The sequence below is a fragment of the Telluria sp. AC161 genome (genome assembly GCF_979258535.1).
In genome coordinates this window covers 4,971,888-4,987,230 of sequence record NZ_OZ409861.1, presented here as the reverse complement: position 1 = coordinate 4,987,230, position 15,343 = coordinate 4,971,888, and the positions used below count along the sequence as shown (strand labels likewise).

Here is a 15,343-nt window from a genome sequence, read left to right as displayed (position 1 = left end):
GCCTCTTTCGGCCGACCGGCTAGACTGGGCTTTTCCTTTTCCTCTTACCAGTCCAGTTCATGAATATCGCTTGTATCGCCTGGGGCTCTCTGCTCTGGAAACCCCAGGGCCTGAAGCTCGCCTCCGGATGGCATCCGGGCGGCCCCGCCATGCCCATCGAATTTGCCCGCCAGAGCGACGACAGTCCCGAACTGGCACTCGTGCTGTGCGACAGCGCACGTCTCATGCCCACCTACTGGGCCTACGTCGCCACCGATAACCTGGATACCGCCCGCGCCATGCTGTTCGAGCGCGAAAAGATCCGGGCTGCGTTCCCCGAATGGATCGGCAGCGTGCCGGCGCAGAACGGCGCGGCAGACAATCCGCGCGTGGCTGCCTGGCTGCGCGCGAAGGGCATCGACGCCGCCATCTGGACCGCGATCCCGCCGAAATTCGATGGCGTAAGCGGCCGCGTGCCGACGGTCGACGAAGCCGTGGCATGGCTGGATAGCTGCAGCGGCGCGCAGCGCGACGCCGCCGAGGATTACATCCGCCGCACGCCAGCCCATATCGACACCGCGTACCGGCGCATCATCGCGGCGCGCCTGGGCTGGCACCCGCTGCGCGAGGCGCATGTGACGCAGATGCGCTGAGCAGCGCTGGCCTCTGCTGCGGCATCGCTGCGATGCGTTGCCGCACCCACGCCTGCGCATGCGCCAGCGTCACCCTGGCCATCGCGGTCGGAAAATGAATGAAACCATGTGGCGCTTCGGGCGCCACGTTCAATTCGACGTCGGCCACCTGCTGCCAGCGCTGCGCCATTTTCAGCGTGTCGTCGAGCAGCGGATCGCCGCTACCAACGATCATCAACGCTGGCGGCATGCCGGCCAGTTCGCCGAACAGCGGTGACAGCGGCGACTGGCGACGCCCGGCGTCGTCCAGATCGGGCGTGAGCCTGCGCAGCCCGGCCAGCATGCGCGGCCCGTCGAGCACCAGCGTTTCGGGCCCTGCCCTGCGCACGCTGTCGGTGCCGGCCATATCGTAGACGCCGTAGTACAGGACGGCCCCCGCGATGCGCGCCAGCAGCGCCGGCCAGGCCCGCAGCCCTTGCAGCGTAGCCGCAGCCAGGTGCGCGCCCGCCGACTCTCCGACGACAATGACCGGCAGATCCGCACACTCGGACAGGCCATCCTGCAACAGCCATCGCGCCGCAGCCAGACATTCTTCCATCTGCTCGTGCACCGATGCGCGTGGCGCCAGGCGGTAATCGACCGACACCACGGCCAGGCCACAGCGACTGGCGAAGGCCGCATTGAACGCATCGTTCATGGCCGCATTGCCGATCACCCAGCCGCCGCCGTGGATATCGAGCACGATACCGGCCACCGGCCCGCGCGGGCGGATAATCCGGACCTGCACCTGCACTCCCTCCAGCCCCACCATGCGCGTCTCGACCTGCAGGCCGGCACGGCGCAGCCTGCGGTCGGCGCCGATCTGGGACAAGCGCAGCAGGCCCTGCACAAGCGGCGGCATGAAGCGGTGGCGCGAGCCGAAGCGCGGCGCGTGCGCGAGCCGGACGTTGAAGCGTGCCGCTTCGTCCAGCGCGGCGTCGTCAAAGGTCAATGGCATCGGCTTTCCTGAAACATGAAAGAGTCAAACGGCCGGCAAGTGCACCACCGCATTCAAACCACCCTCGGGATGATTCGACAGCACCAGCCGGCCGCCATGCGCCTCGATCACGCCGCGCGCGATGCCCAGGCCCAGCCCCATGCCGCCGTCATTCTGCTCGCGCCCATGGGCCAGCCGCACATAGGGATCGAACAGGCTGGCAAACGCTTCATCGGGCACGCCGGGCCCGTGGTCGCGCAGGCAGATCAGCACCCAGCCAGGCTCCTGGCGCACGCTGATCTCGGCGCGCGCGCCATAGAACAGTGCGTTGTCGAGCAGATTGCCAAGCGCGCGCTTGAGCGCCAGCGGCTTGCCGCGCACCGTCACGCCGGACGGCTGCCAGGCCACCGCGTGCCCCGCCAGTTCGGCGCTGCGCACCATGCGGCCCAGCATCGTATCGAGCTTGATCTCGGTCGGATTTTCGTGGATGTCGCTGTCCTTCACGCATTGCAGCGCGCCCTTGACCATCATGTCGAGTTCATCGAGGTCTTCCTCGAATTCGTCGCGCAGGGCTTCGTCGTCCAGCAATTCGGCGCGCAGCTTGAGGCGCGTGATCGGCGTGCGCAGATCGTGCGAAATCGAGATGAATAGGCGCTCGCGGTCGTCGATATAGCGCCCGATGCGTTCGCGCATCGCGCTGAAGGCGCGCGCGGTGTTGATGAATTCGCGGCTGCCGGTTTCGGGCAGCGGGCGCGCCTCATCGTCATGGCCCTGGCCCAGCGCCGACGCGGCATCGGACAACGCCGCCAGCGGCCGCGTGATCGAGCGCACGACGAGCAGGCAAAGCAGCAGCACCACGGCCAGCGAGAGGATCTGCGGCATCAGGCGATCCCACGCGAACGGATCGCTGCTGTCGAGGAAATACGGGTTCGGCATCAGCGCCGCCATATACAGCCAGTTACCGGGCTCGATCTCGGTCTGGATCACGAGGATCGGGGCCGGGTCGGGCTTGAGCAGCAGCACGTGCTGGACCCAGGCATTGGGCAGGTCATCCAGGCGCACATCGTGTTCGGCCACCACCAGCCGGTCAGGCCGGGCAAACGCGAGCCGGAAGCCCGGCGAATGCGGCAGGTCGCTCCTGAGCGTGGCGTCGACGGTGGCAATCACGCTTTGCGCAAGCGGGTGCGGCGCGATCTGCTCGATCGGCACGTAGGCATGATTGAGGTTGACGAAAAAGCGCGTGCCGCCCATTTCACGCAACTGCTGGATGATGAGCAGGCGGTAGGCCGGCGGCAGGCTGCGAAAGAAGCGGATCGCGCCCGCCGCGCTGTGCGCCACGTACTGGGCCGACGACTGCGCCTCGACCTGCGATTTGGCGCGTAGCTGGCTGGCCCAGATCGCGCTGGCCGCCAGCTGCGTCACCAGCACGCCGGCCACCATCACGAGCGTCAGGCGGCCAAGCAGCGATGCCGGCAACCAGCGCTGCAACGGCTGGTGCAGCATGCGCGCGAGCCTGGCGCCGCTGCGGCTAGACACTGGACACGCTGACGTCGGCCGAGAACACATAGCCGGCCCCGCGCACGGTCTTGATCAGCGCCGGCTGCTTTCCGTCGTCGTTCAGCCGCAGACGCAGGCGGCTGATCTGCACGTCCAGCGAGCGGTCGAGCGGCCCGGCATCGCGCCCGCGCGTTTCTTCGCACAGCAGGCCGCGGTCGAGGATCTTGCCGGGGTGTTCGGTGAAGTATTTGAGCAGCTGGAAATCGAGTCCCGTGAGCGCCACCGGATTGCCGGCGCTGTCGGTCACGGTGCGTTCCACCAGGTCGAGCGTGAAGCCGACAAACCGGTGGTAGCGCACCGATGGCGTCTCGGGCGCAGCGCGGCGCAGGATCGCCTTGATGCGCGCCAGCAGCTCGCGCGGGCTGTAGGGCTTGGCGATGTAGTCATCGGCGCCCAGCTCGAGGCCGACGATGCGGTCGGTTTCGTCCGAGCTGGCCGTGAGCATGATGATCGGCACGTTCGAGCGCTGGCGCACCTGCTTGCACAGCGCGAAGCCGTCGGTATCGGGCAGCATCACGTCCAGGATCACCATCGACAGCGTCTCGAGATGCGCATGGAATTCGGCCAGGAAGCTCTCGCCGTTGTGCGACAGGATCACGTCGTACTGGTTTTTCTCCAGATACGTCTTGAGCAGCACGCAGGTCTTTTTGTCATCGTCTACGATCAGTATCTTGCGCACCCGGCGTCCCCTGGCTGGTTAGATTGAATAGTCTGAACAAGGCCGCCAGGCGGCGCTGCGCCACCGCCACCGGCACGGCGTCGTCGAGCAGGTAGCGATGCACCTCGGCGATGATCGCGTCGCGGCTTGCTTCGTCGGTCGCCATGCGGTGCACGAGGCTGGGCGCCTGCACGGCCTCGCCGCCGGCGAACGTCGTCCACGACGCCCGCGCGCAACTGTCCATGCGCGCCGGATCGGCATCGCGCCGCACCGGCACCGCGCCCTTGAGCAGATTGAAGTCGGCCTGGATCGAGGGCGAGAGCAGCAGGCGCGCCATCTTTTCCTGGGCCTCGCGGTGCCGGTAGTCGCCGGCGAACATCGACAGCGTATCGACACTGTACAGGTGATATGCGCCGGTGCCCGGCGCGCCGACGCAGCCGTAGTCCTGGTCCAGCACCATCCGGTGTTCGGCCAGTTCGGGCTTGGCCCAGTCGCCCATGATCATCATGCCGGCCTGGCCGGCGGCGAAGCGGCGCACGACCTCGGTCCAGGGCCGCTCGGCCAGCTGGCCGCCGGCCCAACCCTTGATCGTACGCAGGCGCTGCAGCGCGTGCGCGGTGCGCGCATCGAAAGCAGCGGCGGGACTGCGGCGCACGAACAGCGCGCGGTAGAAGGCCGGCCCGCTTTCGGCCAGCACCAGGTTCTCGAACAGCGCCGCCACCTGCCAGGCTTCGCTGCTTTGCGCCAGCGGTTGCACGCCCGCGGCCAGCAGGCGCGCGGCGACGGCGTCGAATTCGGTCCAGGTGGTGGGTGGCGTCAGCTTGAGCCGGGCGAACAGCGCGCGGTTGTAGAACAGCGTATTGACGCGATGGATGCCGAGCGGCGCGGCCATCGTGTGCTTGCGGTACTGGATCAGGTTCTGGACCGTGGGGAACAGCACGCCGCGCCAGTTGTCGGCAACGGCCACGTTGTCCAGTTCGAGCAGCAGGCCCATCTCGGCCCATTCGGCGACCGACACGCCGATGATCTGCGTGACTTCGGGCGCGTCGCCGGCCAGCACCCTGCCCTTGAGGACCTTGCCGGCGCCGATACCGGCGCCACCGGGAATCGCGGCGTCTTCCCACTGCACGCCTTCTTTGCCCAGGCGCTGCGCCAGCAGGTCGGCCGCGCGGCGCTCGCTGGCCGAGGTCCACCAGTGCAGCACCTGCAGGCCGGACGATGGCGCCGCGGCCGACGTTGCAGACGACATCGCGGGCGCCGGTGGCACGATCGCCAGCATCGGCGCCGCCGCCTGCACGGCGCCGTGCAAGGCGCCTGCGGCCAGGACGGCCAGGATGGCGCCAAGCCGCAGGCGTCGCCAGTCGCACCAACGCCCTGCCACTTTTCCGATCGACGCTCTCACCCGGTATCCCGCAGAAAACGCTGATTATAGCCCCGTGTTCCGCTACCCAGCAGGCATTTCGGCCACGACCTCAGCGCCGGTCGATGCGCGCCACGAGTCCCGGCCTGCCATTGCGGTCGAAGGCGGCAACCTGGATCAGCCCACGCTCGGTGATCGGCCCGGTCACCGGCCGGCTGCTGGCGGTCGGCGTGCTGCCGTCCACGGTATAGCGCAGCGCGATCCCCGGTAACACATGATTGACGAGGACCTTGTCGCCGTCGAGCAGCAGGCCCGGTGGCGCAATGCGATACGCCACGCCGGTGCGATCCAGGTCGAGCCGCGGCAGCACGCGCTGGCCCAGCGCATTGACGAAGCCCGACCAGGCCGTGCGGTGCAGCGCCGCTGCCTTCGTGGCATCGGGCTCGTTGGCCCAGGCCGGATCCGGCGCCCAGGCCCGTTCGGCCACCGCCAGCAGGCGCGGCATGACCAGGTAATCGATGCGGGCCGGGTCGCGCACGGTCTCGGTAAACAAGGTCGCTTCCAGGCCACGCACGCGGCGCTTGCCGTAATCGGTCAGGCCGTCCTTGCCCACGCGCGCAGCCTCAGTGGCGTTCTTCAGGTAGTCGAACGGGATGAAGTCATAGGGGGTGTCAAGTTCAATGTAGTCGCCCCAGTTCACGCCCGGCTCTTCCGGGTTGGCGTTGTAGGCCATGTCCATGTACATCTTGGTCACGGGCGCGAGCACGATGTCGTAGCCGGCATTGGCCAGCCGATAGGCCAGGTCTTCGGCGCCTTCGGTATTGTTCCAGACCCAGGCGAGAAAACCCTTTTGCGTGAAGCGGGGATTCGGGATCAGCTTGTTCCTGCCATGCAGCGTGGTCTTGCGCGCCGCCAGCTCTTCCCAGCCCGATGTGTAGAGGCCATGCTTGCGCAGCATGCCGTCGACCCGTTCATAGAAATAGTCCCACAGGTCGGCCGTGGATTCGAGGTGTTCGCGCGCCATCATGGCGCGGCTGGCCGGGGATTGTTCCCACGCGCCGTTCGGCAGTTCGTCACCGCCCATGTGGATCGTGTGCAGCGGTGCGCCCGCTTCGCGGTGCAGCTTCACCACTTCGTCAACGACGTGCTGGACGAACGTGAAGCTCGACTCCAGGCCCGGATTGAGCACGTGATCGTTGTACAGCTGCGGCGACTTGTAGACCGAGCGATCGGCGAAATCATTGAGCAGGTACTTGGCCGCGTCCTTGTCGCCGGCTGCCTTCAGGCGGTGGTAGCGCGCTTCCATCGCCTGCACGGCGGCGCGCGCGTGGCCCGGCATTTCGAGCTCGGGAATCACTTCGATGTGCCGCGCCGCCGCGTAGCGCAGGATCTCGATGTAGTCGGCGCGCGTGTAGTACCCGCTGCCGCCCGTATCGCGCGGGTCGGGCCCGGAGCCATAGGCCGGCTGCAGGCGCACGCCCGGCCTGGCGCTGTGCCCGCGCACGGCGCCGATCGACGTCAGTCCGGGCAGGCCGGCGATCTCGAGGCGCCAGCCTTCGTCTTCGGTCAGGTGGAAGTGGAACTTGTTCATCTTGTAGCGCGCCATCAGGTCGAGCCACTTGAACACGGTTTCCTTGGTGTGGAAGTTGCGCGATACGTCGAGCATGAAGCCGCGATAGGCAAAGCGCGGCGCATCGACAATCGTCACCTCGGGCACCGACTGGTCGGCGGCGCCGGGCAACGGCAGCAGGTCGCGCAGGGTCTGCAGGCCATACGCCACGCCTGCCGGGCTGTTGCCGACGATCGTGATGCCCGCACCGGCGCCGCTGCCGGCGCGCACTGCAAGGCTGTACGCTTCGGGCGAGGTCTGTCCTTCGACCTTGCCCACGCTCAGGCGCAGCGCAGGCCCGCTGCCCTGCAGCGATGCCGGGAACAGCGAGCGCGCCAGATCGGCTTCGCCTGCCAGCGCCCTTGACGCGCTCACCGATGGCTTGCTCGTCAGGCGCAGCTTGCCACTGCCCTGCGTCAGTTGCAGGGGCGTGGGCAGCACAAGGGGCACAGCGCTCGCCGGCAGCAGGTCGGCACGCTGGTTGCTGCGGTAGGTATCGGCAGCGGTGACCACCGGTCGGGCGCCCGTATCGCCCTTGTCCAGCTGCTCGGGGCGCGTCACCGGCAGCAGCGCGAAATCGCTGATCGCCACGCCGACCTCGGGCTGCGCGTCGTACACCAGATACGGCCCGATGGGCGCGCGCGCCATCTTGATGATCACCTGCGGGTGGTAATAATCGATGTCGAGCGACTGCCCCGGCGCCAGGCCCGCAAAGTTTGCTTGTGGGCGCAGGCGGTACAGATTGCCGGCCACCTGCTCCATGCGCAGATTGCCCGTCACCGCACCCTGCACGACGCCGTCCATGCTGTTGAAGTACAGCGTCCAGCCCTTGGCCGGCAGGCGCTGGCTGTCGTTGTTGGTCAGGGTCATGCGCGCCTTGGCGCGGCCCTCGGGCATCTGCGGCGTGTACTCGTTGCGCAGCAGTTCCCAGCGCATCTGCAGCCGGGCGCCGCTGGCGACGCCGTCCATGCTGGCCGCAGCGGATGCTGCCAGCGGGGTAGCCGGTGCAGCAGCGATGCCGGCCAGCGGCGTGGCCAGCAGCAGTGAGGCCAGGGCGCAGCGTCGAACCAGGTGTGAGGTATCCAAGAGTGTCTCCAATCCAGCCAAAAGTGGGTTCGTCGTTCAGGGTTGCGGAGGCTTGTACCACCGGTCGAAATCACGTTGCAGTCGGGCGGCCGCAGGTTCGGGCGCCAGCGTGCCTTTCAGCACGTCGGCGTTGACGCGCCATAGCACGCTTTCCATGCTGGGCTGCCCGCGATGCAGCACCTGCGCATTCAGGCGCACGGTCGACGCACAGCTGTTGCGCCATTCGACCATCTGCTTGGCCACCGGATCGCGCATCGCAATCAGGTGATTCGACAGCGTGAAAAAGCCGGTCAGCCGGTTGCTGTAGATGTCGGCAAATTCCTGCGAGCCGACCCAGGCCAGGAATTTAAAAGCATCCTGCTTGTTCTTCGATGCGCGGTTCACGCCCAGCCCCAGGTCCATGTGGTCCGAGATGAAGCAGGCGTCGCCGCGCCGCTTCACCGGTGCGGCGAACACGCCCAGCTCCAGGCCGGGCGCGCTGCTGAAACGCGCGATATCCCAGGAACCGGCCGGATAGATCGCGGCGCGGCCCGTCGCGAACATCGCCTGGCTCTGGCCATAGGTTTGCGTGGCCGCGCCCGCGGGCAGATAGGCGCCCATGCGCGCACCGAAGCGCAGTGCCTCGACGAACGGCGGATCGGTCAGGCGCGCACGCCCGTCGGCCAGCGCCTTCTGGCCGGCCTCGCCGCGCCAGAAATTCGGCCCGATATTGGTAAACACCAGCTGGCTCGCTTCCCAGCCATCGGCCATGCCGAGCGCCAGCGGTGCGACGCCGTTCTTCTTGAGCACATCGAGCACGCGAAAGAATTCATCCACCGTGCGCGGCGCCTGCAGGTCGTATTTGCGGAAGATCGCCTTGTTGTACATGAAGCCGTGGATCACCGACGCCACCGGCATGCAGAAGGCTTCCCTGGCGCCGGCCGTCTGCCAGGCCACCATCGCGCCCGGCTCGAAATACTGCATGCCCGGCTTGCCATCGAGGCGCTCCAGATGCCCCTGCGCGTACAGGCTCAAAGACGCGTCGAACGGCCGGCACGCAACCAGGTCGCCGGCGCTGCCGTCCGCCAGGCGCGCCGCGAGGCGGCCATCGTAGTCGGTGGGCGCGGTGGGTGCGAACTTGACGTCGATGCCGGGATGGCTGCGCTGGAACGCCGGGATCAGCACCTTTTCCCAGAGCGCCTTGTCGTCCACGCGCCAGCTCTCGATCACGAGCGTGCCGGCGTGCGCGAGCGGCACCACCAGGGTCAACAGTGTGCAGAGCATCCATCCGGCAAAGTGCATCGACCTGCCCTTCTCAATAGTGCGCGTACGGATTCTTGTTCCGGTTGGCGTAGTACAACCAGGCGGTGCCTGCCACGCTGCCCGAACTGGTGAAGTCCGCATTGGTATTACGCGTCGCGTACGGCATGCTGCCCAGCTTGTCGATCATGTAGTTCAGCGACTCGAGCATCTGGCTGGCCCCGTTGCCCGCGCACTGCATCGTGGGCGCGCCCTGGCGCATCGCCATGATCGCGCCCAGGCTGCCCTCGCTCCAGACGAACGGCGCGCTGGACGGCACGTTGTCGTAGATGACGTCGTAGAAGCCGACGATGCCGCTCACGTTGCGCGATGGGTAGTCCAGGCGCCCGGCGGTATTGAAATAATCGCACATCCCCGGCAGTGCGGCGGCGAAGTTCTGTCCGGCGCTGCCCGTGTTCCCCAGCGCCAGCACCGACCACGAATAGGTGTCGAGATAGCGCTCGCCCGTATTCAGGGTGCCGGTATTGGCATCGTAGCCACCCAAAAAGCGCGTGCCGTTCCACAGGCTTTCGGCCGTCTGCCGCAACTGCGTGGCGGCGGTCAGGTACTGGCTGCCGCCATTGAGCGCGTGGTACTGGTGCAGGCTGGCGTAGGCATCGAGCTGGTGCTCCAGCGCGAAGATGCCGGTGCGGCCCGCCACGTAGTTGGTCGGCGCGAAGCGCAAGCCGCGGCGGCCCACGCCATTGATGGTCACGGCCACGGTTTCTGCGCGCAGGTAGTCGTGCAGGCGCGTCGACATGGCCAGGTACTTCGTGCTGCCAAAGGCTTTCTGGTAGGCGTTGAGCGCCATGCCGAACCAGGCGTTGGCGCCGGCGATGCGCATGTCCACGCCGGGATTGGCGTCGGCGCCGTCGGCCAGATAGGCAAACACCCACGCGCCGGACGCTGTCTGCGACCTGGCCAGCGCGTTGATGATCTGCTCGGCGCTGGCCTGCTCCCCGGCCAGGCTGAAGGCGATCACGGCCAGCGCCTGGTCGTACAGGAAGGCCGAATCCATGTCGTGGAAGCTGCGGATCAGGCGCCCCGCACCATACGGCCCGCCAGTGACCTGCGGCGTATTCATCATGCGCTGCAGTGCGGCGATCTGCGCGTTGGCCGACGTTGCCGGCGCCGGGAAATAAGCGGCGGTGTAGGCCGTGACCGCTGCCGGATCGATCGGCAGCGACAGCTTGGTCGTGCCCGTGATCTGGCCGCTGCAAAAGCCGCCGGCTGCATTGCAGTTGGGGCCTGACAGCGGATTGTAAGATGCCGGGTGCAGCACCAGCACGGCGCGGTCGGCGCTGCCCACCGAACGTGGCAGGGTCAGCGTGAACGTGCCGTCGGCGTTGATGACGGCGCTCGCATCGGCCTGGTAATAGAACACATCGTGGTGAATGAACACGCCCAGCCGATAGTTCTGCACGCTGCCCGCCGGCAGCGCATGCGCGCCGCGGAACACGGTCTGCGTGGCCGACTGCGTCAGTTGCGAGATGCCGAACGCCACGGCCGGCGTGGTGGCCAGCGGTGGTTCGTTGTACGGAAAATCCCAGCCCGACCAGACCGGCCACGGCGACGCGGCAGCCACGGCGACGGGCGCCGTCGACAACTGCCGCGACATACCTGCCTGCACGCCACCATCGGCGGCATTACCGCCACAACCGGCCAGCACCAGCGCCGTCGCTACCGCCGTTGCCACCGCCGTCGCTTTCGCACCCAGACCATTGTTCGCACCACGCATCGCATTCTCCTGAAGGACACACTGCTGACATTTGCTGTCCGGCCGCCGGGCGGCGACCGGATGATCACCGCATTACCAGTCCACGCCCACGCGCACACCGAACATGCGCGGCTCGTTGTACTGGCCAATGACATACCCCGGGTCGACGATGCGCGCATTGTTCTTGGCAAGCACGTCGTTCAGGTTGTTCACATACACCTCGGCGCGCCAGTTGCCGCTCGGCGCGGTCAGGCGCAGCGACGCATCATAGGTCGCGTAGGCGTTCTGCTGATTGCCGACCTTGGGGTTGTCCAGGTTCTGGATGCTGAAGTACATCTTGTCCTGCCAGCGTGCCGACAGACGCGGCGTGAGCTCGTAGTCGCCCGTCAGCATGAATCGCTGCGAGACTTCGATCCGGGCCGAATTGCGTGGCGCATTCGGCAAGTCATTACCCACCACGTTCGCCGGGAAGCGGCCGACCAGCGCCTGGTTCGGCCCCGTGTAGCGCACGCACGGCTCGACGCCATAAGTGGCGCGGAACGGTCCGCACGGCACGTCACGCCAGGTCTGCGTGTAATCCGGGTACGACACCACCTTGGCACGCAGATGCGAGTACTGGAAATTCACTTCGGCGCCCGCCCACGGGCGGTATTTGCCTTCCAGCTCGAGGCCCGATATCTTCGCTTCGGCCGCATTCGTGGTGCCGTACAACACCGCCGAATCGCACGATGGATTGGCCGCGGTGCACGGGATCGCCGGGATGATCTTGCCCATCTCGACCGCGCCGGTCATCTGCATGTCCTTGTAGCGGCTGTGGAAGGCAGTGGCCGAGAACGACAGGCGGTTATCCAGCATGCGGCCCTTGTAACCGACCTCGAAGTTGGTCAGCGTTTCAGGCTTCCATGGCAGGAACGTGTAGTGCGGGCCCGGCTCGCGGTCGGCGCAATTGCCGCCCAGGCCGCGCGCGCAGATGTTCTGCTTGTCGCTGAAGCCACCGGCCTTGTAGCCGGTCGAGAGCGAACCGAACACGAAGTCGTCCGGCGTGACCTGGTAGCTCAGGCCCAGGCGCCAGGTGAACTTGTTCCACGAATCGCGGTTGCTGCTCACGTCAGGCGTGATGCCGGCCATGCCGGCCACGCCGTAGTACGAACCCATGCCGGGTTTCAGGTCGCTGCTGTTGAAGAAGCGGCCCGGGATCGGCGTGTACTGGCCCTGGAAGTACGAATACGGATCGCCCGTGGTGCCCGAGTCGTAGAACTTGCCGTTCTTGTCTTCGCGCTCGTCGCGCGTCATGCGCCCGCCGACCGTCAGGTTCCATTTCGGCGCGAAGGCCCAGTCGACCTGGCCGAAGGCGGCCATCGATTCGGACTGGCGGTCGGTCTGGTCGTACAGCGCGTAGTACGGCGCGCCCGGTGCGTTGACCATCGCCGAGATCGAGTCTTCGCCGAACTCGATCGCGTTCTTTTCGTGCATCCAGAACAGGCCCGTGACGTAGCGCAGATTGCCCTGCTCGCCGCGCAGCTGCAGTTCCTGGACCGTGGTCTTGAACTTGGACGAATTGGTAAAGCCGGCCGAATCGTTGACGAAGCCGCCGTAGATATTGATGTCTTCGGCCAGCGGCTGGTAGCCCGAGTCGCCGTCGCGGATCTGGCGACGGTTCTGCTCCGAATACGACACGTTGTATTCGACGGTCGTGTGGTCGTTCACGCTCCAGGTCAGGCGGTTACGGAAGGTGTCGATGTTCCAGTCCAGTTCACCCGGCCGGTTGATCTTGACGTCCCACTGCCCGCCCGGGCAGGCGTGGGCCGTGCCGGCCGCCATCGTGCAATCCTTGAGCGCGATGTCGCCGGCGCCCTTGTTGGTGTAGCGCTCGTAGGCGCCGAGCCATTCGAGATCGTTGCGGATCTTCCAGCGGCCCTGCAGGCGCGCCGCCCATTCGTCCTTGTTGCCATAAGCGTCGCTGGCGCCGACCTTGCGGTTGTAGCGCTGGTCGACATCGGGAATGACGTTGCCGGCCGCATCGCGCGCCGGGGTCACGCCGAATTCCGGGAAGTTCGCGGCGTAGAAATCCTGCTCCTGGTTCAGGTAGCTGTCGCGCTTGATGACCATCATCGTGGCGCGCATCGCGAAGGTGTCGCTGACCGGGATGTTCTGCACGGCGGTTATCTGGCGCAGGTTGTAGCGCCCGAGCGTGAGGCCGGCATTGCCTTCGGTCGAATTGAATTGCGGCTTGTTCGGGATGATGTTGATGCTGCCGCCCGTCGCATTGCGGCCGAACAGCGTGCCTTGCGGACCCCGCAGCACTTCGACCTGCTCCAGGTCGAACAGCAGCGCCAGCGCCGACTGCGGGCGCGGCGTGTAGATGCCGTCGACGTTCAGGCTGACCGCCGGATTGCCGATCTCGGTAAAGTCGTTGCTGCTCACGCCGCGCACCGAAATCTTCACGCCCGAGCTGCCATCGGTCGCACTGCCCAGTTGCAGGTTGGGCACTTCGCCACTCAGACCGCGCACATCGGTGATGCCCTTGCGGGTCAGTTCTTCCTGGCCGACGGCGGTCACCGACACCGGGGTGCGCAGGAGCGAGGTCGAATGGCGGGTGGCCGTCACCCGCACCTCGGCGATCGCTTCACCGGTGTTTTGCCGGGGCGTCGCCGCTCCGGCCGTGTCCTGCGCCAGGGCCGGCATGGCGATGCAGGCGCTGGCGACAGCCGCGCTGATCAGCGTTGTATGTGGTTTCAGTAGAGACATCCGGTGCTCCTGGTATGAAATGAAAAACGATGGACCGCGCAGCAGCGCCGTGCGGACAAGTCCTGTGGGGTGGAAATCAAGGTCGGGCGGATGCGCCCGGATTGCGCCAGCGGCGGATCTTGTGGCCGTAGGCCGCGTACCAGAGAATCAGGCCGTAGCACGGCAACAGCATCCAGTAAGCACCGCGCGAGGTGTTCAGGTCGGCGAAGTGGCCGTACAGCAGCGGCAGCACCGCGCCGCCGGAGATCGCCATGACCAGCAGCGCCGAGCCGCTTGCCGTGTAGCGGCCCAGGCCCTGCAGGGCCAGCGGCCAGATGGCCGGCCATACCATCGCGTTGGCCAGGCCCAGCAGCGCCAGGTACATGACCGTGTCCGGCACCGTTGGCACGCCGGCCCAGCCGATCAGGGCTTGCGAGACGCCGCTGTCGGTGGGCGAGCCGGTGGCCACGCCGATCGTCAGCAGCAGGCCGGCCACGGCCGAGAGCAGCAAGGCGCGCTGCTGCGACAGGTAGCGCGGAATCGCGACCACGCCGATCAGGTAGCCGAGCACCATGCACATCATCGTGTAGGACGTCAGTACGCCGAAATTGGCCACGTTCAGTTCATGCCCATACAGGCCGATGGTGTCGCCGGCGATGACTTCCACGCCAACATAGGCAAACAGCGCCATCGCGCCCAGCACCAGTTGCGGGAACTGCAGCACGCCGGTGCGCTCGACGCCAGCCTCGGGCGTGTCGGCCTCGGGCTCGATATCGCGCAGGTTCGAAAAATGGATAAACACCATGATCACGAACAGCACCGCGGCCATGCAGATGTACGGCAGCACCAGGCGTTCGGACAGGCCGGCCCGCGCAGCGCTGCGGGCGACCGGGTCGAGCTCTTCGAGCGCCGTGTGCGAGAAGCTGTCGATGTCGGCCAGCATCAGCGTGGAGAACACGAGCGGCACCACGACCCCGGCGCCCTTGTTGAACAGGCCCATGATGCTGATGCGCATGGCGGCGCTCTCGCGCGGGCCAAGGCAGACGATGTAGGGATTGATCGCGGTCTGCATCAGCGTCATGCCGCTGGCGAGCGTGAACAGCGCCACGAGGAACAGTTCGTAGCGCGCGCTTTGCGCCGCCGGGATGAACAGCAGTGCGCCCACGCACATGATGCCCAGACCGATCGTCATGCCCTTCTTGTAGCCGGTGCGGACCAGCACCGCAGCCGATGGCAGGGCCATGGCCGTGTAGGCGATGTAGAACGCGAAGGTCACCCACAGGGCCTGGAAATTGTTCAGGCCGCAGACAATCTTCAAGAAGGGAACCAGCGAGCCATTGAGCCAGGTGACGAACCCGAGGATAAAGAACAGCAGGCCGACGAACGCCATGCCGAGGACAACGTCGCGCCTGGAATTGCCGGCAACCGGCGCGCTGGCGAGGGTCACAGCCATGTTGCGCTACCTGCGTCAATGGCTGCCAACAGTGCGCACGACAAGCGGTGCGGGAGCGTTTTGAACTGTTGCATGAATGTCCTCGTGTTATCGATGATTCATGCTAGCAGCGGTGCCAGCGGGCGCCTACCAGCTGCCAGGAAACACATAACCTCATGATTTCATTGAATTGTTGGTTGCTCACCCGCCGCTGTTGCTCACACTTCTTTACAAACGGGGTGCCCTGACGCTGCCAGGCGCAGGAAATGCGTGGCGCTTGCTTGCAAAACTTTACAAAACGACGCGAGAAATTACAGGAGTGTGACGCCAGC

Annotated in this window: 10 protein-coding genes; 1 reads left to right on the top strand and 9 read right to left on the bottom strand. The window is 66.4% G+C overall.

Annotated elements, in window-relative coordinates; genetic code table 11:
• Positions 1-59 precede the first annotated feature (59 nt).
• Positions 60-632 (top strand): hypothetical protein, encoded by a 573-nt coding sequence (locus tag ACZ0AJ_RS22185; RefSeq protein WP_499456527.1) that lies wholly within the window; start codon positions 60-62, stop codon positions 630-632.
• Here ACZ0AJ_RS22185 and ACZ0AJ_RS22180 read toward each other — a convergent pair.
• The 9 genes from ACZ0AJ_RS22180 to ACZ0AJ_RS22140 all read right to left on the bottom strand — a co-directional run bounded on the left by ACZ0AJ_RS22180 (position 571) and on the right by ACZ0AJ_RS22140 (position 15,032).
• On the bottom strand, positions 571-1,608 hold the full coding sequence (locus ACZ0AJ_RS22180) for an alpha/beta hydrolase (protein WP_499456526.1): 1,038 nt from the start codon (positions 1,606-1,608) through the stop codon (positions 571-573). The two genes, ACZ0AJ_RS22185 and ACZ0AJ_RS22180, sit on opposite strands and share 62 nt — an antisense overlap.
• 24 nt (positions 1,609-1,632) lie before the next feature.
• Positions 1,633-3,090, bottom strand: coding sequence for an ATP-binding protein (locus ACZ0AJ_RS22175; RefSeq protein WP_499456827.1), 1,458 nt, complete (start codon positions 3,088-3,090; stop codon positions 1,633-1,635).
• 25 nt (positions 3,091-3,115) lie between these two features.
• On the bottom strand, positions 3,116-3,823 hold the full coding sequence (locus ACZ0AJ_RS22170) for a response regulator (RefSeq protein WP_499456525.1): 708 nt from the start codon (positions 3,821-3,823) through the stop codon (positions 3,116-3,118).
• Entirely contained in the window at positions 3,795-5,183 is a 1,389-nt protein-coding gene (locus tag ACZ0AJ_RS22165) for an ABC transporter substrate-binding protein (RefSeq protein ID WP_499456524.1), read from the bottom strand. Before ACZ0AJ_RS22165 ends, ACZ0AJ_RS22170 begins: the two co-directional genes overlap by 29 nt.
• 91 nt (positions 5,184-5,274) lie before the next feature.
• Entirely contained in the window at positions 5,275-7,857 is a 2,583-nt protein-coding gene (locus tag ACZ0AJ_RS22160) for a family 20 glycosylhydrolase (protein WP_499456523.1), read from the bottom strand.
• A gap of 36 nt (positions 7,858-7,893) precedes the next feature.
• Entirely contained in the window at positions 7,894-9,138 is a 1,245-nt protein-coding gene (locus tag ACZ0AJ_RS22155; RefSeq protein ID WP_499456522.1) for an ABC transporter substrate-binding protein, read from the bottom strand.
• Positions 9,139-9,151: 13 nt separating this feature from the next.
• Positions 9,152-10,873: a hypothetical protein gene (locus tag ACZ0AJ_RS22150; protein WP_499456521.1), complete on the bottom strand. Its 1,722-nt coding sequence runs from the start codon at positions 10,871-10,873 to the stop codon at positions 9,152-9,154.
• A 72-nt stretch (positions 10,874-10,945) separates the two neighbouring features.
• Positions 10,946-13,600: a TonB-dependent receptor gene (locus ACZ0AJ_RS22145; RefSeq protein WP_499456520.1), complete on the bottom strand. Its 2,655-nt coding sequence runs from the start codon at positions 13,598-13,600 to the stop codon at positions 10,946-10,948.
• Between the two features lie 76 nt (positions 13,601-13,676).
• Entirely contained in the window at positions 13,677-15,032 is a 1,356-nt protein-coding gene (locus ACZ0AJ_RS22140) for a sugar MFS transporter (protein ID WP_499456519.1), read from the bottom strand.
• Positions 15,033-15,343: the final 311 nt, after the last annotated feature.